The sequence below is a fragment of the Actinoplanes nipponensis genome (assembly GCF_016862275.1).
Classification (GTDB): Bacteria; Actinomycetota; Actinomycetes; order Mycobacteriales; family Micromonosporaceae; genus Actinoplanes; species Actinoplanes nipponensis.
In genome coordinates this window covers 25308-45271 of sequence record NZ_BOMQ01000053.1, presented here as the reverse complement: position 1 = coordinate 45271, position 19964 = coordinate 25308, and the positions used below count along the sequence as shown (strand labels likewise).

Genomic DNA, 19964 nt, shown 5'->3' with positions numbered 1-19964 from the left:
TCCCTCTTTCCGTTCTGGTTCATCGTCTGGACGAGACAGCACGGCCGGACGTGACAGCTCACGACGGCGGATCACCGCGGGCCACGACCGCGAGGCCCGAGGGAGTGCTGATCGCGGCGAGGTCGCCGCCCTGATCGGTACGCAGCACCCGCGCCCCGCCCCGGCTCAGCCGCCCGAGCAGGGGCAGGCTCGGATGGCCGTACACGTTGCCGGCCCCCACCGACACCAGGGCCACCGCGGGGTCGACGGCGTCCACGAACTCCGGCGCCTGGTACGCCGAACCGTGGTGCGCCACCTTCAGGACGTCGGCCCGTACCGCGGCGGGTCCGAGGTGGTTGAGCAGTTCGTACTGCTCCTCGGTCTCGGCGTCGCCGGGCAGCAGCAGCGTGCGACCGTCGACGCGGACCCGCAGGACGAGGGAGTTGTTGTTGGGATCGGAGTTGGTCCCGTGCAGCGGCTCGCACGGACCGAGCACCGTCAGCGCCAGCCCCGCCACCGTGTACGACCAGCCCGGTCCCACGGCAGCCATCGGCACCCGGGCGCCGGCGGCCTGCGCGGCCACCACGGCGCGCCCGCCCGGCGGCTCGGGCCAGTCCGGCGTGATCACGCCCAGGACGGTGCGGTGCCGGAACACGCCGGCGATCCCGCCGATGTGGTCGACGTGGAAGTGGCTGACGACGAAGAGCACGACCTGTCGCACGCCGAGCCGGCGCAGGCAGTGGTCGACGGGGGTCGGCTCCGGCCCGGCATCCACCACGACGGCACGCCCGGCGCCCGCCGGCAGCACCACGGCGTCACCCTGCCCGACGGCACAGGCCACGATCAGCCAGCGCGGCGGCGGCCACCCGGCGGCGACCAGCCGTACGGGCAGAGTGCCCAGCATCGCGCCCAGCGAGACGACCGCCACCAGCCGCCGGACCAGCGGCCGCCGTACGGCGACGAGCAGCGCGACCGTCACCGCGGCCAGCAGCACCGCGCCCAGCACTCCGCCCGGCCAGGGCAGCGTCCCGGCGGGCACCCGGGCGCCGTAGGTGGCGACCAGCACGAGCCACCGGGCCGGCCACTGTCCCCACCAGGCGGCGAACTCGGCACCGGACGACCAGACCGGCGACAGCACCGCGGCCGACACCCCGAACAGGGTGGCGGGCGCGATCGCGGGCACGACCAGCAGATTGGCCGGTACGGCGACCAGGCTCACCGACCCCGAGACCCCGGCGACGACGGGGCCACACGCGACCTGCGCGGCGGCCGGCACCGCCAGCGCCTCGGCGGCCGGCAGCGGCCAGCCGCGCCGCCGCAGGGCGTCCCGCCACTTCGGGGCGAGCAGCAGCAGCCCGCCGGTGGCCAGCACGGACAGCGCGAAGCCGACGTCACCGGCGAGCTCCGGGTCGACGACGATCAGCACCGCCACCCCGGCGGCCAGGGCCGGCAGGGCCGCGCGCGGTCGCCCGGCGGCCAGCCCGACCAGCCCGATCGCCCCCATCGCAGCGGCCCGTACGACGCTCGGCGACGGCCGCGCGAGGATCACGAAACCGACCAGGGCGACCGCGCAGAGCACCGCGGTCAGCAGCGGCCCGGCTCGGGTCCAGCGCACCGCGAACACCACGACACCCAGGATGATCGCCACGTTGGCCCCGCTCACGGCGTTGAGATGGGTCATGCCGGTGGCGCGGAAGTCCTCCTCGAGCGCCTCGTCGAGCCGGCTGGTGTCACCGACCACGAGGCCGGGCAGCAGGCCACCCACGTCGTCGGGCAGCGGCGCACAGGCGCGTTGCAGGCCGTCCCGCAGGTCCCCGGCGGCACGCTGGGCCCAGGAGGGCTGCCCGTGCAGGCGGGGTGGATCCTTCACCGACAGCACGGCGGCGCGCAGGTCCCCGCCGCGCGGCGGGGCCAGCCGGCCGGTCACCGAGGCGCGCTGGCCCGGCAACAGGGAACGCCACTCGGGTCCGGAGCCGAGCACCAGCGCTCGTACGGACAGTCGCAGGTCGGGTCCGTCCTGGGGATGCACCGCGGTCAGTTCCACGGCGACCAGGTAGGTGGGTGGCAGCCCGGGTGAGCCCCGCAACGCCCGCGGGTCATCCCGGACCACGAGATCGGCCCGTACGGTGGCGCCGGCGTGGACCAGCGCCACCAGCGGCCCGGCATCCCGGACGCTGACCCGGGCGGCGGTGGCCAGGGCCCCGCAGCCGGCACCGAGCAAGGCCGCCGCGACGAGCCACCGCACCGCCGCCCACCGACCTGCGGACGCTGCCCGGCCCAGCCAGGAGCTCCCCGCCCGAGACAGCGTCGCCCGGGACGGCGTCGCCCGGGACAGCGGCCCGCGACGTGCCAGCGCGTGAACACCCGGCAGCCGATCCGTCAGGGCTGCGCCGGTCGCGGCGGCGAGCGCCCCGCCGCCGAGGATCAGGCCCGAGCGGGCGGACAGGTAGAGCGAGGCCAGGGCGGCAAGCCACAGCGCGACCGCGAAGCCGGCCAGCCGGAGATCCGGCGGATGCTCATCCCGCGTCGCCGAGGCCGCCGGGCGGGAACTACCGCGGGGCGGCCCAGCCGAGCCCCGCCGGGCTCGTCGAGGAGGCGGGCCGTGGCGCGGGTTCACACGGTCACCAGATCCTTGAGTTGTTCGTAGCGGGACGCGCCGATGCCGCTCACGTTGCGCAGGTCGCTGACCGCCTTGAACCCGCCCTGGGCGTCGCGCGCGTCCAGGATCCGCTGGGCCAGGACCGGCCCCACCCCGGGCAGGGTGTCCAGCTCGGCCAGGGTCGCCGTGTTCAGGTTGACCAGGCCGGCCCCGGGCTGACCGGGCGCCGCGGCACCAGCGGCGGCTGTCGGGGCGGCACCCGGCGGCGGGGTGACGCCGACCATGATGAGTTCGCCGTCGGTGACCTTGCGGGCCAGGTTGAGCGGTGCGACATCCACGCCCGGGCCCGCGCCGCCGGCCGCCCGCAAGGCGTCCGCGACGCGGGCGCCGGGCGGCAGCTCGACCAGACCCGGCTTGCGGACCTTGCCGCCGACGGCCACCACGACGGCGGACGGCGTCACCCCGGGCGCGGCCGGCGCACCAGCCGCCGGGCCACCGGCGGCGGGGACTCCGCCCGCCCGCTTTCCGGTCGAACCCGGCCCGCCGGTCAGTGCGGCATCAGCCGCGGCGGGATCGAGACCCGGCGGCACGACCGGATCCACCCGCGGGCGGGCGCGCCAGGCCAGGAACGCCGCGATCACGACGACGAACACCGCGACCGCGGCGAGCGCCCGCACCCCTCGGCGCCCCGGATCGAACGCGCCGAACCGGGTACGGGGAGCACTGTCGAACGCGCCCGCTCCGCTGAGGGGCTGTTCCTCCTCGTCGTAGGCAGCCGGAGCGAGAGGGACGGGTGTGGCGGGACCCCAAGGTGGCCGGGTGGCCAGTTCCTCAGCCGCAGGGGTGGTGGGTGGCGAAGGCTGCGTGGGGGCGGACGGATCGCGGGACTCGTTGGGCTCCAGCGTCAGATCGTCCGGCCAGCCGGGCAGCAGATCGGCCCAGGAGAGCGGTGGCCCACCCGGCACCGGCCAGCCGCCCGCCGCCCCGGCATCACCCCCACGGCCCGGCCCGGCGGAATCCCAGGGCAGAGGGAAGGAACCAGCCGTCCGGCCGGACGAAGCGGCCGGCCCCGGCGGCGGATCCACACCGGGAGCAGGCAACACGGCCCACGACGCCGAAGGCGGAACCGCAGCCCCAGCCTCACCAGCGACAAACACCGGAACCTCAGCAGGCACAGAGGAAGGCCCAACCGGCGAAGGCACCCCGCGCGAAGGCACCACGGACGCAGCATCCCCCAGGCCACCGGAGCCGCCCACCAACCCGCCCGGCGGCACAGCCCACGGCGACCCCGCAGGCCACCCCTCACCCGCCCGAAAAGCCGCCCGGGCACGCACCGGAGCGGCCACCGTCCGCAACCTGGCCCTCACATCGTCGGACTTCCTCGCCTCAAGCACCGGCCGAAATTAAGACCTCCACCCCCTCCCCCGCTCCACCCCCTGTGGACAACCAGGCCCTGTGGATAACCGCTACCCGTCCACCCCACCGTCCTGGACCATGGCGTCGTGACAGTTACCGACCTGACCGAGACGATCATCCGGCTGCGCGCCGCCGGCTGCGTCTTCGCCGAGGACGAGGCCGCCGTGCTCAGCGCGGCGGCCACGGATTCGGCCCATCTCCGCACGCTGGTCGATCGCCGCGCCCTGGGCGAGCCTCTGGAACAGGTCGTGGGCTTCGCCGACTTCTGCGGTGTCCGGGTCCGCCTGCGCCCCGGCGTCTTCGTCCCCCGGGTCCGCAGCGAGCTTCTCGTACGCACCGCCGTGGCCGAGATCGACGGGGCCGGCAACGCCGGCACAGTGGTCGATCTCTGCTGCGGTTCCGGCGCGCTCGGTCTCGCCGTTCGCGAGAAAGCCCCCGCCATCCGCCTCCTGGCCGCCGACAGCGACTCCGTGGCCGTCGCCTGCGCCCGCGACAACCTCGGCCGGGACGTGTTCCAGGGCGACCTCTTCGCGGCCCTCCCCGACGCCCTCCGCGGTCGCGTGGACGTCCTGCTGGCCAACGTCCCCTACGTCGCCACCGAGCACATCCCGCTGCTTCCCGCCGAGGCCCGCCTGCACGAGCCGCGCACCGCCCTGGACGGCGGTCCCGACGGACTCGATGTCTTCCGCGCGGTCGTGGCGGGCGCCGCCGAGTGGCTCGCCCCCGGCGGGCTGCTGCTTTCCGAGATCACCGAGGCCCAGACGGGTCCCGCCCTCGCCGCCGTCCGCGCCGCCGGCCTGGTTGCCGCCGTCGTCGAGGATGAGGACCTGGACGCGAGAGCCGTCACCGGCCGGCGGCGGGAGCTTCCAGGGGTCACCGCGCTGCGATAGGGTCAGCGGCCGATGCCGGGGGGCAGAGCAAGGAGGCACTGCGCGTGGGTTTTTTCCGCAGGGTCGCCCGGGCACGGCTGGCCAGCCAGGTCATCAGACGGCTGCGCCGGGCCGGGTTCGCCGACGCCCGGTACCACTCGGCTACTTTCTCGGTTCGGTTCACCCCTCCCGGTGACGACGTGCCGAGTGTCCTTCAGCTGGACGGCCTGCTCGTCCAGCGGTCCCGGGGGCGGCGCGGGCGCCGGGAGCACCGGCGGCGGGTCGACCGGTTCGTCGAGGGTTTTCTCCGCAACCCCGGGCTGCCGGTGGACTGGCACGCGGCCCGTCCGTTGTTGCGGCCGGTGCTGCGCAGCGCCATCACGCCGGCGGACGTCGGCACGCCGCTGAGCCGGCCCGCGCTGCCCTTCCTGGCCGAGTTCGTGGTGGTGGACCATCCCGAGACGATGACCTACGTGTCCGTCGAGAACGGCTGGGGCGTCGACGCCGAGGAGGTGTTCGCCGCCGCGCGGGCCAACCTGAGCGCCGCCACGCTGCTGGGCAAGGCCACCGAGCCGGTCGTGGTGCAGTTCGTCGACGACGGGGACGCGTACTGGACCTCGCACCTGCTGCTCGACGGGTGGCTCGCCGGGCTCGCCGGGCAGGTCGGGGGCGAGCCGGTGGCGTTCGCGCCCGATCGCGGCACGCTGCTGGTCACCGCCGACTACAGCGATCATCTGCCGGGGCTGTTCGCGCAGGCTGAGGCCGTCTATCTGGCGTCGCCGCGGGCGATCACCCCGATGGCCTACGTGAGCGACGCCGACGGCCGCACGGTGCCGTACAGGGCGGCGCCGGGCTCGCCCTACGAGATCTGTGTGCGGCGGGCGCAGGGCCTGTTCGCCGGCCGGGAGTACGCGCGCCAGGCGGAGCAGTTGCCGCTGGCCGCCGAGCTGCTGGTCGCCGACGACGGGCGCACCCGGGCGTTGTGGCCGCAGGACGGGCCGGCGCTGCTGCCGGTGGCGGACGAGGTGCAGGTCGGCGAGGCGGTCCGGCCCTGGCGGGAGGTCGTGCCGCACCTGACCGAGGTACAGCTCACCCCGCCGCGCTGGCGCGGCGAGTCCTGGCCCAAGCCCACCGAGCAGCCGTGAGAGCGGCGCCCCTCAGCCGCGCCGGTGCACCACGACGCCGGCCACGCCCGGCCCCACGTGGGCGGCGACCACCGCCCCGATCTCGGTGATGTAGCAGTCCCGCAGCCGGTCGCCGAGGCGCATCGTCACCGCGTCGGCCAGCGCCGCCGCCCGGTCGGCCGCGCCCAGGTGGTGCACGGCGATGTCCACCGCGCCGTCCCCGGACGCCTCGACCGTGAGGTCCACCAGCCGGGCGAGGGCCCGCCCGGCCGTGCGGACCTTGTCGCGGACGACGATCGCCCCGTCGACCATGTGCAGGATCGGCTTGACCGACAGGGCGGTGCCGAGCAGCGCCGACGCCGCGCCGATCCGCCCGCCGCGGCGCAGGAACTCCAGGGTGTCGACGTAGAACAGCGTGCTGACCTGGGCGGAATGGTCGACCGCGGCCTGGCGTACCGCTTCCAGCGTGGCGCCCTCGCCGGCCCGCGTGCTGGCCCCCAGGGCGACGAAGCCCAGGCCCATCGCGGTCGTGCCGCTGTCCACGACCTGGACCCGCGGTCCGATCTCGGCGGCGGCCAGCGCGGCCGCGTCGTAGGTGCCGGAGAGCCGGGCGGACAGGTGCACGGAGACGATGCCGTCCGCACCGGCGTCGAGGAGCCGGCGGTACGCGGCCACGAACTGTTCGGGGGCCGGCCGGGACGTGCTGACGGCGACCCGCCGCTGGCCCAGCGCCCGGGCCACGTCGGCCGGTGATATCTCGGCGCCCTCCAGGCCTTCGTCGCCGTTGATGACGACGGTGAGCGGGACGACGGTGAGGTCGTACGTCCCGCTCAGCTCGGACGGCAGGTACGCGGTGGAGTCGGTGACGACCGCGACGGGCATGCGGGCACCGTAGCCGATGGTGGCCTAGTTTGCCCGGAGGGTGGCGACGACGAACGGCGTGCCCTGCTGGCAGGTGGTCATCATGCCCGGTTCGGCGCGGCCGGTGACGGTGACCGTGGCGCCGGCCCGGGCCGCGGCGCGCTGCTTGTCATCGTTGATGATCAGCAGGTGGTCGTCGAGGAGGAGGCAGTTCGGCTCGACGCCGGCGGTGATCACGCCGGTGAGCGTGACCACGCCGGTCGCCGGCGACGAGGCCGAGGGTGACGGGGCCGCCGAGCCGGGGTCGGCCGACGGCGAGGCCGGGGGCGGCGCGGCGGAGGCGGGCCCGCCGGCGGGGTCAGCGGTGCCGTTGGCGCAGCCGGCGAGGGCCAGGGCGACGAGCAGAGGCAGGCTGAGGCGTCGGATAGTCATGGTGCGTTGGACGCTACCCGGCGCCCCGGCCGTTCCCCGCACCGAGATCAAACCGGCGGCGGGACGGGGCGCTCGCCGAACGGGCCCACGTTGTAGCTGCCGAGCTGCCAGCCGCGTTCGTCGTCGTGGGTCAGCTCGGCCCAGTGGCAGTTCTGCAGGGCGCGCAGCGTGCGCAGCTGCTCGCGCGGCCAGCCGAGCAGCTGCCCGATGCCCGAGCGGGCCGAACCGCCGTGGGTGGCGACGACGACGGTGCCGCCGGGCGACACGAGGTCGGCCGCGTCCTGGAGGCCCTCGGCGACGCGCTTGCCGAGGTCGTCCAGGGTCTCCACGTCGCCGCCGACGACGTCGGCGCCGGCCACCCAGCGGGCATACTCCACCGGCCGGGTCACGGCCACCTTCGTCATGGTCAGGCCCTGCCACTGCCCGAACGAGCGCTCCCGCAGCCGCTCGTCGTATGTCACCGAGAGGCCGGTCAGCGCGGCCAGCGCCGCCGCGGTGTCGGCCGCCCGGCTCAGGTCGCTGGCCACCAGAGCGGTGGGGCGCAGCCGGACCAGCAGCTCGGCGGCGTCGACGGCCTGCTGCCGGCCGAGGTCGTTGAGCGGCACGTCGGTCTGGCCCTGGACGCGGTGCGTCGCGTTCCAGTCCGTGTTGCCGTGCCGCCAGACGATGAGCCGAGTGGTCATGCCGCGCCGGACGAGGCATCCGCCTCGGCCAGGTCGCGGTCGACGAACTCGATGGTCGGGCAGTCCTTCCAGAGCTTGTCGAGGGCGTAGAACTCGCGCTCCTCGGCGTGCTGGATGTGGATCACGACGTCGATGTAGTCGAGCAGCACCCAGCGGCCCTGTCGCTCACCCTCGCGACGGACGGGCTTGGCCTTCTCCGGCAGGTTGAGCAGGGCTTCCTCGATGGCGTCGACGATCGAGCCGACCTGGCGCTCGTTGGCGGCCGAGGCGATGACGAAAGCGTCGGTGATGTAGAGCTGGTCGGCGACGTCGATCAGGACGATGTCCTGAGCCTTCTTGTCGGCCGCGGCCTGCGCGGCGGTCAGCGCGAGCTCGCGGGCGCGTTCGGTGACGGGCACCGGTCTCCCCTCGTTCGGTTTCAGAGTTACCAGCCTCTCATACCGGTATGACATCTCTACCCGGATGAATAGCCCTAAACCGGACTCTCGCCCCGATAAAGTCCCCGCTTTGCGATGTACTGCACCACACCATCGGGTACGAGATACCAGACCGGCTGACCCTCGGCGACCCGCTCCCGGCAGGCGCTCGACGAGATCGCCATCGCCGGCACCTCCACCAGGGTGACCGTGTCGGCCGGCAGGTGCGCGTCGGAGAGCTCGAAGCCCGGCCGGGTGACCCCCACGAAGTGGGCCAGCGAGAGCATCTCGAGGGCGTCCTTCCAAGAGAGGATCTTCGCGAGCGCGTCCGCGCCGGTGATGAAGAACAGGTCGGCCGTGGCGCCGAACACCGCGTTCAGGTCCCGCAGGGTGTCGACGGTGTACGTCGGCCCGTCGCGGTCGATGTCGGCCCGGCTGACCTGGAAGTGCGGGTTGGAGGCGGTCGCGATCACCGTCATCAGGTAGCGGTCCTCGGCCGGGCTCACCGGGCCCTTCTGCCAGGGCTGCCCGGTCGGCACGAAGACCACCTCGTCGAGCCCGAAGCGGCTCTGCACCTCGCTCGCCGCCACCAGGTGACCGTGGTGGATCGGGTCGAAGGTGCCGCCCATGATCCCGATCCGTCGCCGCTCCCGCATCCGGCGAATCCTAGATCAGCCGTCGAGGCGGCGCCGAACGGCGGTGAGCAGCGCGGCGGCGGTGAACGGCTTCTCCAGCAGCGCCACCCCGGGATCCAGGGTGCCCTGGGAGGCGAGCACCGGCTGGGCGTAGCCGGACATGTAGAGCACGCGGGTGTCGGGCCGCACGTCGGTCAGCCGCTCGGCGAGCTCCTTGCCCAGCATTCCGGGCATCACCACGTCGCTGACCAGCAGGTCGATGGCGCCCTCATGCACCGCCGCGAGCTCCAGGGCCTGGGTGCCGCCGTCCGCCGTGAGCACGTGGTACCCCGCGCCCGACAGGATCCGGCCGGCCACGTCCCGCAGCGCGTCCTCGTCCTCGACGACCAGCAGCGTCTCGCCGTGCCCGGCGGTGGCGACCGGCTCGGGCGCGGCGACGACGGTCTCCTCGGTGGCGCCGGCCGGCAGCAGCACGGTGACCGTCGTGCCGAGACCGGGCTCGGAGGTCAGGCTGACGCTCCCGCCGGCCTGGGTGACGATGCCGTAGACGGTCGCCAGGCCCAGCCCGGTGCCCTCGCCGTTGGCCTTGGTGGTGAAGAACGGTTCGAAGGCCCGCTCGACGACGTCGGCGGCCATGCCGGCCCCCGAGTCGGAGATCCGCAGGCGGACGTAGTCGCCGGGCGCGAGGTCGGCGTGGTCGCCGGCCTCCAGGCGGGCGCCGGCGGTGTCGATGACCAGGTTGCCGCCGTCGGGCATCGCGTCGCGGGCGTTCGCCGCCAGGCTGACCAGCAGTTGCTCGATCTGCCCGGGATCGCAGGTGACCGGCGGCAGCTTCTCGGCCGGCCGGATGATCAGCGTGATCCGGTCGCCGGTCGAGGTGCGCAGCAGGTCGGCGTTCTCCGCCAGGACCGCGTTGAGGTCGAGCACCCGCGGGCGGACCACCTCGCGGCGGGCGAACTTGAGCAGCTGGTGGGTCAGGTCGGTGCCGCGCTGGCCGGCCCGGATGACTTGGCGGGCGTCGGCGGCGATCGCCTGGAGATCGGGCTCCGGCGCCTCGGCCTCCTCGATCACGAAGTTGGCGTAGTTCACGATCACGCCGAGCATGTTGTTGAAGTCGTGGGCTATGCCGCCCGCGAGCTGGCCCAGCGCCTCCAGCCGCTGACTGCGGTGTTCCTGCACCTCGCCGCGCTGGCGGTCGGCCTCGGCCTGCAGCCGCTGCCGCTCGGTCATGTCCCGGACCACGGCGACCGTGAGGCGGCCGTGCGGGGTCTGCACCCGGGACAGCGAGGCCTCGGCCGGGAACGACGTGCCGTTGCGGCGGCGCGCCTGCAGGGCCAGGGTGCCCATCAGGCTGGTGCGGGTGCCCCGGTCGTCGGCGTCGCGGCGCAGCTCCGCCAGCTCGGGCACCCGTCCGGCGTCCACCAGCAGCATGTCGGCCCGGCGGCCCAGCATCTCACCGCGGGGCCAGCCGAAGACGTCCTCGGCGCGGTCGTTGACCAGGACGATGTAGCCCTCGTCCATCACCAGGATCGCGTCCGGCGCGGCCTGCAGCAGACCACTGGACAGCTCCTCGGACCACTCCACCAGCCCCCACCCCCGTTAAGCCGAGGCTAACGGCTCATACCGGGACAACGGGCCGAATCCGCTATCCCCGGGCCAAGAGGGCTCGACGGACGTCGTCGTCGCCGTCCATGACGACCCGCCGCAGGATCGAGGAGAGATCCGGGGCTGCCAACAGCCCCGCGGCCAGCTCCCTGGTCCGCGGGCTGACGACCACCGAGGGGTACGCCGCGACGGCCACCCGCTCTCCGCTCATCCCGGTCCGCCGCCCCAGCATGCCCGGCATGTCGGAGAAGTAACGGGCCACGTAGCCGTCCGTCAGCTCGAGCTGTTCCGGCTGCCAGAAGCCGTGCGCGGTGGCCTCCAGGATCCGGTTGGAGGCGGTCGTGTCGTTGATGATCAGCTCCCAGGCCCGGGCCTTGGCCCCGGCGTCCGGCAGCGCGGCCCGGCAGAGCGCCGCCCGCTGCTCACCGGTGGCGCTCAGGTCGGCGGCCAGCATGGCCTCGATCTCCTCCGGCCCGGCCGCCCCGAGCACGACCAGCCGGTACAGGATGAGCCAGCGCAGGTCCTCGTCGACGGTCACGCCCCGCGGCACGCCCTCGCCGGCGAGCCAGCCGCGCAGCCGCGGCTCGTCGGTGCTCGCGCTGATCAGCCCCCGTACCGCGGCGAGCTGGCGTGAACCACCCGGCTCGGCCGCCGACAGCAGCCGGTCGGCGGCCCGCGCGAGCATGTCCAGGGCCGCGGGCCGCGACTCCGGGGCCGGATAGCGGTCGACCAGCGAGCGGGTCATCCGCAACACGTCCTCGACCAGCGCCACCTCGCGCTCGACCGGCAGCGCGGCCAGGACCAGCGTGACCAGCTCGGCGACCGGCCGCTCGCCGTCGGCGACGGCATCGATGGTGGCCCCCCAGACCAGCGCGCGGGCCAGCGAATCGTCCAGCAGGGGCAACATCTGCGGTACGGCGTCCGCCGACGCCGCGTCCAGCCGGATCTTGGCGTACGCGAGGTCGCCGTCGTTGACCAGCAGCAGCTCCGCCGCCGGCTCCCCGGTCAGCTCGGGCAGCGGGGTACGGCCACCGTCCGCGGCCGGGTCGATGTCCACCTCCAGCAGCCGGCGCCGCACCACGGCGCCGTCCGGCCCGCGGTCGTAGAGCCCGACCCCGATCCGGTGCGGCCGCAGGGTCGGATAGTCCTCCGGCGCCGTCTGGACCAGGCCGACCGCCGTGTAGCGGCCCTGCTCGTCGCGCTCGACCTCGGCGCGCAGCGTGTTCAGCTGGGCGCGGCGCAGCCAGACGTCGGCCCAGCCGGTCAGGTCCCGGCCGGAGGCCTTCGAGACGGCGGCGAGCAGGTCGGCCAGGGTGGCGTTGCCGTACGCGTGCGCCGCGAAGTGCTCGTTGAGCCCGGCCAGGAACGCCTCGTCGCCCACCCAGGCGACCAGCTGGCGCAGCACGGCGGCGCCCTTGGCGTACGAGATGCCGTCGAAGTTGAGCAGGGCCAGCGCGGTGTCGTCGACGTCGGTCGGCGCGACCGGATGGGTGGACGGGCGCTGGTCGGCGCGCATGCCCCAGGCCTTGCGCTGCATCGCGAACGTCGTCCAGGTCTCGGTGAACGCGGTCGCCTCGGCGGTGATCCGGGTGCCCAGGTACTCGGCGAACGACTCGTTCAGCCACAGGTCGTCCCACCAGGCCATGGTGACCAGGTCGCCGAACCACTGGTGGGCCATCTCGTGCGCGATGACCATGGCGCGCTGCTCCCGTTCGGCGTCGGTGACCGCCGAACGGTGGATGAACTCGTCGCGGAAGACCACCAGCCCGGGGTTCTCCATCGCGCCGAAGTTGAACTCGGGGACGAACGCCTGCTGGTAGTGGCCGAACGGGTACCGCACCGCGAAGAGCTCGTGGTAGCGGTCCAGGCACTGCTTGGTGACGGTGAAGATCTCCGCGGCCTGCTCGTCGAGGTGCTCGGCCAGCGCCCGGCGGCAGTAGAGGGCCAGCGGGATGCCGTCGTGGGAGTCGGTGCGCGCGTGGTACGGCCCGGCGATGAGCGAGACGAAGTACGTCGCCAGCGGCTTGGTCGGCGCGAAGGTGAACCGCCCGCCGTCGGCGGCGCCGGCCGGCTCCCCGTTGGCGGCGACGAGCCAGCCGTCGGGAGCGGTCACGGCCAGCGTGAACGGCGCCTTGAGATCGGGCTGGTCGAAGCAGGGGAAGATCCGCCGGGCGCCGTCCAGGAACATGTGCGCGTACAGGTAGACGCAGCCGTCGGCCGGGTCGGTGAAGCGGTGCAGCCCCTCCCCCGTGTTCGAGTAGGTCATCAGCGCCTCGACGACCAGTTCGTTGCGCTCGGCCAGCCCGGTGAGGGCGAGCCGTTCCCCGACCGGCTCGGCCGGGTCCACCGGCTTGCCGTTGAGCGTGACCGAGACCAGCTCGGCCGGCTCGAACTCGACGAAGGCCGAGCCGCCCGGCTCGGCGGCGAAGCGCAGCACCGTCCGGGACCGGAAGGTGTCACCCCCGCCGGTCAGGTCGAGATCGATGTCGTACCCGGTGACGGTCAGGGCGGCGGCCCGGGCGGTGGCCTCGGCGCGGGTCAGGCTCGGCATCCGCCCATCATGCCGGTCGCCATGGTCATGACGCAGTCCGACTCCCGGTGACCGCCGGCCTATCCCCGGGCCGGGGCCGCCACCAGCGACTTCTCGAAGCACACGCTGTACGGGTTGCCGAGGTACTCGCCGAAGACCGGGATCGGGTGGTAGCCCGCCGAGCGGTAGAGGCCGATCGCCGCCGGCAGGTAGGTGCCGGTCTCCAGCCGCAGCACCGGCCGGCCGTCGGCCAGCGCCTCCTCCTCGAGCGCCACGATGAGCTGGCGGGCGATGCCGCGGCCACGGAACGCCGGACGCACGTACATCCGCTTCAGCTCGGCCACGCCGGGCTCCAGCGGCTGCCACGCACCGCACGCCACCGCCCGACCGTGCAGCACCACCACCAGGTACGCGGCGTCGTCGCGCGGCATGTAGACGACGCCGTCGGCCCCGCCGTCGGCGTCGCTCAGCTCCTTCTGCTGGGCGATCACCAGGGCGGACAGTTCGGCGTCGGACGAGGCACGCGATTCGATCAGCACGCCGGTCACCCTAGATCGGGCCCGTTTCCGCCGGGTTGCGGGGATCTGGCCGGCACCCGGCGAAACGGCCTACTCGTCGTCGTCCTCGTCGTCGGAGACCAGCACCGGCCGCGACGCCATGGAGACCGTCGAGACGGTGCCGTCCTCGGCCATGTGCAGCAGCTCGTCGTCGCCGCGGACCCGGCGGGCCTTGCGGGCCGCCAGCCGCGCCGCGGCGCTGGCCCGGGTGTTGGTCTCCTCGAGCCGGATGTCCGTGCCCCGCGGGCCCGAGATGTACTCGCCGGTGTTGGGCTGCCAGTCGAACTCGCGGTCGCCGATCCGCACCGGGTCACCGGCCTTGGCGCCCTGCTTGGCCAGCGCGGCCTCGACGCCGAGGCGGTCGAGCCGGTCGCCGAGGTAGCCGATCGCCTCGTCGTTGTCGAAGTTGGTCTGCCGGACCCAGCGCTCCACCTGGGCGCCGCGGACGACGTACACGCCGTCGCCGTCGACCTCGATGGTGAAGCCCTTCTCGTCGACCGCGCGGGGCCGCACCACGGCCCGGGTCGCCTCGGGGGCGGGCTTGGCCAGCCGGTGCGCCGCGACGGCCTCGGCCAGGGCGTAGACCAGCTCCTTGAGGCCCTCCCGGGTCACCGCGCTGACCTCGTGCACCGGCATGCCGCGGGCCTCGAGCTCGGGGCGCACCATCTCCGCGAGGTCGCGGCCGTCCGGGATGTCGATCTTGTTGAGCACGACCAGCCGCGGCCGCTCCTCGAGCCCGCCGTACGCGGCCAGCTCCGCCTCGATCGCCTCCAGGTCGGCCAGCGGGTCCCGCTCGATCTCGGGCGCCGCGGCGTCCAGCACGTGCACCAGCACCGAGGTCCGCTCGATGTGCCGCAGGAACTCCAGGCCCAGCCCCTTGCCGGTGGCCGCGCCCGGGATCAGGCCGGGCACGTCGGCGACCGTGAAGGTCTGGTCGCCGGCCTGCACGACGCCCAGGTTCGGCACCAGCGTGGTGAACGGGTAGTCGGCGATCTTCGGCTTGGCCGCCGACATCACCGAGATCAGCGAGGACTTGCCGGCCGAGGGGAAACCCACCAGGCCGACGTCGGCCACGCTCTTGAGCTCGAGCACGACGTCGAGCTGGTCGCCGGGCTCACCCAGCTCGGCGAAGCCGGGCACCTTGCGCCGGGCGTTGGCCAGCGAGGCGTTGCCGCGCCCGCCGCGCCCGCCGCGGGCCACCTCGAAGGTGGTGCCCTCGCCGATCATGTCGGCCAGCACCTCACCGTCGGGCGTCTGCACGACCGTGCCGTCGGGCACCTGCAGGATCAGGTCGCGGCCCTTGGCGCCGTCGCGGTTGGCGCCCATGCCGCCGGTGCCGCTGGGCGCCTTGACGTGCGGATGGAAGTGAAAGTCCAGCAGGGTGTGCTGCTGCGGATCGACGACGAGCGTGATGCCGCCGCCGTGCCCGCCGTCACCGCCGTCGGGACCCCCGAGCGGCTTGAACTTCTCGCGGCGCACGGAGACACAGCCGTGGCCGCCGTCACCTGCCTGCAGGTGCAGCACAACCCGGTCGACGAACGTAGCCACTGTGTTCTCCTACCTCAACCAGAAAAAGCAAACAGCGGGCCACGGACCCCGAGAGGTCCGCGGCCCGCTGTGACGTGGTGCTTTACTCCGCCACCGGCACGATGCTGATGGTCTTGCGACCCCGCGTGTGGCCGAAGAGCACATTGCCCTTGGCCAGCGCGAACAGCGTGTCGTCGCCGCCGCGGCCGACGAGCTCTCCCGGGTGGAACTTCGTGCCCCGCTGGCGGATGATGATCTCGCCGGCGTTGACCAGCTGGCCGCCGAACCGCTTGACGCCCAGCCGCTGGGCGGCGGAGTCGCGGCCGTTGCGGGAGCTGGACGCACCCTTTTTGTGAGCCATGGCTGCCCCTACTTCCCGCTCTTGATGCCGGTCACCTTGACGCGGGTCAGCGGCTGACGGTGCCCCTGGCGCTTGTGGTAGCCGGTCTTGTTCTTGAACTTGTGGATCCGGATCTTCGGACCCTTGGTGTGCTCGGCGATCTCGCCGGACACCGTCACGCTGGCAAGCTTGGCCGCATCGGTCACCAGGTTGTCACCGTCGACGAGGAGGACCGCGGCGAGGGTCAGGGCGTCGCCGGGCACACCCGCGAGCTTCTCGACCTCGATCACGTCGCCCTCGGCAACCTTGTACTGCTTGCCGCCGGTCTTGACGATCGCGTACATCGACGCGGACTCCCTGAGACTTACGCAGCGAAAGAGCTGCTGGCGGATGAAACTGAATCCCGGCGGGCGCCCGGCTTCCGGAGGGGGAAGGGCCACGGCGCGCACGGAACAGGCGCACGAAAATGCGCCGTCAGAAAGACTACTTCATCGAACGCCCGGGACCCAAACCGGGGAGGGCTCAGCCCTTGCCGCAGGCCTGGTCGAGGGTCTCCTGGAGCTTCGTGAGCCGGTCGGCGTCGAGCTTGGTCACGTCACCCTTGAGGGCGGTGACCTGCCGGCCCATGTCGGCCAGGGCCGCCTTGAGCGCGGGATCGGCGGCCAGCTTCGACATGTCGGTCAGCGCGTACGAGTAGTTCTCGACGTCTCGGGTGGTCTTCGCCTTGGCCTTGGCGACCTGGTCGGCGTCCTGCGCCGACTGGGCGTCGATGAGCAGCTTCAGGTCCTGCGCGAAGTTCTTGGCGGCGTCGCCGCCGGTCTTCGCCGCCTGCTGGCAGATGGCCTCGCTGTTGCCCGACAGCGCCGCGTCACCCGAGCCGGCCGACGGGCCGGCCGCGGCCGGGCCGGCGCTGCCGCCGGCCGCCGGCGCCGAGGCCCCGGGGGTGACCGATGTCGGCGCGGAGGCGGTGCCCGCCGGCTCGTCGGACGAGCAACCGGCGCCGGACAGAAGGAAGGCGCCGCTCACGGCGGTCACGCACAGCAGGCGTCGCATCGGGGATCGGTACTCCTCGCGGGTGGGGCTCGGGGGAATCACGAGGGTAACCGAGATAGATCATGGTGGCTGCGCCGGGCGGCCCCGGCCGGGAGAACCCCGCCGAGGCCGCCGGCCACCACGCTTACGGGCGGGTCCGCCGCCGGGTGCCGCCGCGCCGCGAACGACGCCGGCCGCCCGCTCCCGCGCCGACGGGCTCGTCGTCGTCGCCGTCCTCGTCGTCCTCCTCGGCCGCGTCCGGGTCGTCGGAGCCGGTCAGCTGCAACGGCTCGGCCGCCGGGTACGCCGTGCCGGCGCCGCCCTCGTACCGGGACAGGTCGTAGCCGCTGATGTCGTACTCGTCGTCGCCGGCCGTGGTGGCCGCCGGCGCCGTACGCGCGACGATCCCGGAACCCGCCGCCGGGGCCGCGCCGGAACCGGAGGCCCGGGTCGGCGACTCGCCGGCCGGCAGACCGGCCGTCTCCGCGGCCGGGTCCTCGGTGGTCCGGTCGTGGACCGCCGGCGCCACGGCCGGGGCCGGGGTCGAAGCCGGAGCCGGAGCCGGGGTCGAAGCCGGAGCCGCTTCCGCGACGACCGGCTCGGTCTCGACCGGGGCCTGCTCGGCACTGCCGCCGCCACGGCGGCGGCGCGACTTGGTGGTGCCCGCCGGCTGGGCCGGCGCCTCGGTGCGGGCCGCCGCGGCGACCGCCTTGACCTGGGTCGCCGCGCCCGGTACCCGCTTCTCCGGCACCGGCTCGGTGTGGATGATCAGACCGCGGCCCTTGCAGTGGTCGCAGGTCTCGGTGAACGCCTCGAGCAGACCCGCGCCGATCCGCTTGCGGGTCATCTGCACCAGGCCCAGCGAGGTGATCTCGGTGACCTGGTGCTTGGTCCGGTCCCGGCCCAGGCACTCGGTCAGCCGGCGCAGCACCAGCTCGCGGTTGCTCTCCAGCACCATGTCGATGAAGTCGATCACCACGATGCCGCCGATGTCGCGCAGCCGCAGCTGGCGGACGATCTCCTCGGCCGCTTCCAGGTTGTTGCGGGTGACCGTCTCCTCGAGGTTGCCGCCCGCGCCGGTGTACTTGCCGGTGTTGACGTCGACCACCGTCATCGCCTCGGTGCGGTCGATCACCAGGTGGCCACCCGAGGGCAGGAAGACCTTGCGGTCCAGGCCCTTGAGGATCTGCTCGTCGATGCGCTTGTCGGCGAAGATGTCGGCCGTGCCGGTGTAGCGGTGCAGCCGTTCGAGCAGCTCGGGCGAGACCGACTCGAGGTAGCTCTCCACCTCGCCGTAGGCCTGCTCGCCCTGGATGACCACCTCGCGGAAGTCCTCGTTGAACAGGTCCCGGACCACCCGGATGACCAGGTCGGGCTCCTCGGACAGCGCCGCGGGCGCGTGGCCCTCGGCCGCCTTGGCCTGGATGTCGTCCCACTGCGCCTGCAGCCGCTTGACGTCGCGGGCCAGCTCGTCCTCGCTGGCGCCCTCGGCGGCGGTCCGCACGATGACCCCGGCGCCGTCCGGCACCAGCTTCTTCAGCACGTCGCGCAGGCGCTTGCGCTCGTTGTCGGGCAGCTTGCGGCTGATCCCGGACGCGTTGCCGTTCGGCACGTAGACCAGGTGCCGGCCGGAGAGCGCGATGTGGCTGCTCAGCCGGGCGCCCTTGTGCCCGATCGGGTCCTTGGTGACCTGCACCAGCACCGAGTCGCCGGAGCGCAGCGCCTGCTCGATGGAGCGGGCCCGGCCCTCCAGCCCGGTCGCGTCCCAGTTGACCTCGCCGGCGTAGAGCACCGCGTTGCGGCCCCGGCCGACGTCGACGAACGCCGCCTCCATGCTCGGCAGCACGTTCTGCACCTTGCCGAGGTAGACGTTGCCGACCATGGTCCCGGACGTGGTGCGGGAGACGTAGTGCTCCACGAGCACGCCGTCCTCGAGCACGGCGATCTGGGTCCGGTCGGGCTTCTGCCGCACGACCATGACCCGGTCGACCGCCTCGCGGCGGGCCAGGAACTCCGACTCGCTCAGGATCGGCGGCCGGGTGCGGCGCTGCTCGCGCCCGTCCCGGCGACGCTGGCGCTTGGCCTCCAGCCGGGTCGAACCGGACACGCCCTGGACCTCGTCCGAGCGCTCCCGGGTGCGCGGCTCGCGGACCCGGACGACCGTGTGCACGCCGTCCTCGATGCCACCGGTCTCGCCGTCCCCGGCGCCCTTGCGACGCCGGCGGCGCCGGCGGCGGGTGACCCCGTCACCGTCCTCGGCGTCCTCCTCGTCCTCGGCCTCGGTCTCCGCGGAGCCCTCCGCGCCGGCCTCGGCCTCGCCGTCGATGTCGTCGCCCTCGTCGGACGGGCCCTTGCCGCGGCCCCGGCCCCGGCGCCCGCGCCGGCGACGGCGGCGGCTGTTGCCGTCCTCGTCGAGCTCGTCCTCGGCGCCGTCCTCGATGTCGTCGGCGGTCTCGTCGACCTCCTCGAGCACGGGCTGCTCGGCGACCTCGGCCACCTCGGCCGGCTCGTCGGCGGCCGCGCCCCGGCGGCGCCGGCTGCGGGTGGCCCGGCGCGGCGCCTCGGCGACCTCGGCCTCGACGGCCTCGTCCACCTCGTCGGCCGGCGGCTCGTCGGCGACGGTCTCGTCCGCCACGGGTGCGGCCACCGGAGCGGCCGCGGCACCCCGGCGGGTCCGACGGGTGGGCGCCGGCTCGGTCTCGGGCTCCGGCGGCATGAACAGCACGGCCGGGGGCAGGGCGGCGGCCTTGCGGGCCCGGGTGCGGGGGGCGGGAGTCTCCTCCACCAGGTCGTTGTCGAGCGGCAGCACGCCGATCACCGGAGCGGCCGGCGGCGCGACGGGCTCGGCGGGAGCGGCCTCGGCGACCGGCTCCTCCTCCTCCGCGGCGGGCTCCTCGACCACGGGCTCCACGGGCTCCACCGGCGCGGCGGGCGGCACGGCCTTCTTGCGGCGGCTGCGGACGGCCTTCACCGGCGCGACCGGCTCACTGTCGCCGGGCGCGTCCTCGGCCACCGGGGCCGGGTCGGCGGCTATCGGCTCGGCGGCCGGGGCGGCGGCGGGCGCCGCAGCCTTGCGACGGCGGCGGACCGGAGCGGCGGGCGCCTGCTCCGCCGCCGCGTCGACCGCGCCGGCGGCCTCGTCGGCCGCACCCGGCTCGGCGCCGGGAGCGTCCACCGCCGGAGCGGCGGCCGGGGTCGCCTTCCGCCTCGGGGCACGCGTACGGCGCACGGGTGTGGTGCTTTCGGCGGCATCGACGGAAGGAGTGGTAGCTCCGTCCCGTTCACCGCCCTGCGGCTCGTTATCGAGCATGGGGCGCTCTCCAGTTCTGGCGGCCCCGGGCGCGGGTGAGCGCTGCCAC

General features: G+C 74.1%; 17 protein-coding genes. 2 read left to right on the top strand and 15 right to left on the bottom strand.

The genetic code is table 11. The features are described 5' to 3' along the window. Positions 1-58 precede the first annotated feature (58 nt). Together Ani05nite_RS21865 and Ani05nite_RS21860 are read right to left on the bottom strand one after the other, a co-directional pair. Positions 59-2596 carry a ComEC/Rec2 family competence protein gene (locus Ani05nite_RS21865; RefSeq protein ID WP_203770881.1) on the bottom strand — a complete coding sequence of 846 codons (2538 nt, stop codon included), beginning with the start codon at positions 2594-2596 and terminating at the stop codon, positions 59-61. After that, on the bottom strand, positions 2593-3486 hold the full coding sequence (locus tag Ani05nite_RS21860; protein WP_239130503.1) for a ComEA family DNA-binding protein: 894 nt from the start codon (positions 3484-3486) through the stop codon (positions 2593-2595). The genes Ani05nite_RS21865 and Ani05nite_RS21860 overlap by 4 nt, the downstream gene beginning before the upstream one ends. 594 nt (positions 3487-4080) lie before the next feature. Between Ani05nite_RS21860 and Ani05nite_RS21855 the strand changes: the two genes are divergently transcribed. Beyond that, positions 4081-4884, top strand: a complete 804-nt coding sequence (locus tag Ani05nite_RS21855) for a putative protein N(5)-glutamine methyltransferase (RefSeq protein ID WP_203770879.1) — start codon at positions 4081-4083, stop codon at positions 4882-4884. Positions 4885-5063: 179 nt separating this feature from the next. Next, positions 5064-6008, top strand: a complete 945-nt coding sequence (locus Ani05nite_RS21850; protein ID WP_239130484.1) for a DUF1444 domain-containing protein — start codon at positions 5064-5066, stop codon at positions 6006-6008. Between the two features lie 12 nt (positions 6009-6020). Here the strand turns inward: Ani05nite_RS21850 and Ani05nite_RS21845 are convergent, their stop codons facing one another. From Ani05nite_RS21845 to Ani05nite_RS21785, 13 genes are all read right to left on the bottom strand, one after another. Next, positions 6021-6869, bottom strand: a complete 849-nt coding sequence (locus tag Ani05nite_RS21845; protein ID WP_203770876.1) for a DegV family protein — start codon at positions 6867-6869, stop codon at positions 6021-6023. A gap of 24 nt (positions 6870-6893) precedes the next feature. Beyond that, positions 6894-7280 (bottom strand): hypothetical protein, encoded by a 387-nt coding sequence (locus Ani05nite_RS21840; RefSeq protein ID WP_203770874.1) that lies wholly within the window; start codon positions 7278-7280, stop codon positions 6894-6896. Positions 7281-7327: 47 nt separating this feature from the next. Continuing rightward, entirely contained in the window at positions 7328-7963 is a 636-nt protein-coding gene (locus Ani05nite_RS21835) for a histidine phosphatase family protein (protein WP_203770872.1), read from the bottom strand. Beyond that, positions 7960-8361, bottom strand: coding sequence for a ribosome silencing factor (rsfS, locus tag Ani05nite_RS21830; protein ID WP_203770871.1), 402 nt, complete (start codon positions 8359-8361; stop codon positions 7960-7962). The genes Ani05nite_RS21835 and rsfS overlap by 4 nt, the downstream gene beginning before the upstream one ends. A 74-nt stretch (positions 8362-8435) precedes the next feature. Continuing rightward, a complete protein-coding gene (gene nadD, locus Ani05nite_RS21825) occupies positions 8436-9035 on the bottom strand; it encodes a nicotinate-nucleotide adenylyltransferase (protein ID WP_203770869.1) in 600 nt (199 codons plus the stop codon). Between the two features lie 15 nt (positions 9036-9050). Next, complete coding sequence (locus Ani05nite_RS21820) at positions 9051-10598, bottom strand: ATP-binding protein (protein WP_203770867.1); 1548 nt, start codon at positions 10596-10598, stop codon at positions 9051-9053. A gap of 61 nt (positions 10599-10659) precedes the next feature. Further along, positions 10660-13170, bottom strand: coding sequence for an aminopeptidase N (gene pepN / locus Ani05nite_RS21815; protein WP_203770865.1), 2511 nt, complete (start codon positions 13168-13170; stop codon positions 10660-10662). A 59-nt stretch (positions 13171-13229) separates the two neighbouring features. After that, positions 13230-13688 (bottom strand): GNAT family N-acetyltransferase, encoded by a 459-nt coding sequence (locus Ani05nite_RS21810; RefSeq protein ID WP_203770863.1) that lies wholly within the window; start codon positions 13686-13688, stop codon positions 13230-13232. Between the two features lie 69 nt (positions 13689-13757). Then, complete coding sequence (obgE, locus tag Ani05nite_RS21805; RefSeq protein ID WP_203770861.1) at positions 13758-15254, bottom strand: GTPase ObgE; 1497 nt, start codon at positions 15252-15254, stop codon at positions 13758-13760. An 82-nt stretch (positions 15255-15336) separates the two neighbouring features. Further along, on the bottom strand, positions 15337-15594 hold the full coding sequence (gene rpmA / locus Ani05nite_RS21800) for a 50S ribosomal protein L27 (protein ID WP_203770859.1): 258 nt from the start codon (positions 15592-15594) through the stop codon (positions 15337-15339). An 8-nt stretch (positions 15595-15602) separates the two neighbouring features. Then, entirely contained in the window at positions 15603-15917 is a 315-nt protein-coding gene (gene rplU, locus Ani05nite_RS21795) for a 50S ribosomal protein L21 (RefSeq protein ID WP_203770857.1), read from the bottom strand. Between the two features lie 178 nt (positions 15918-16095). Then, entirely contained in the window at positions 16096-16626 is a 531-nt protein-coding gene (locus Ani05nite_RS21790) for a hypothetical protein (protein WP_203770855.1), read from the bottom strand. Positions 16627-16750: 124 nt separating this feature from the next. Then, entirely contained in the window at positions 16751-19915 is a 3165-nt protein-coding gene (locus Ani05nite_RS21785; protein WP_203770853.1) for an Rne/Rng family ribonuclease, read from the bottom strand. Positions 19916-19964 lie beyond the last annotated feature (49 nt).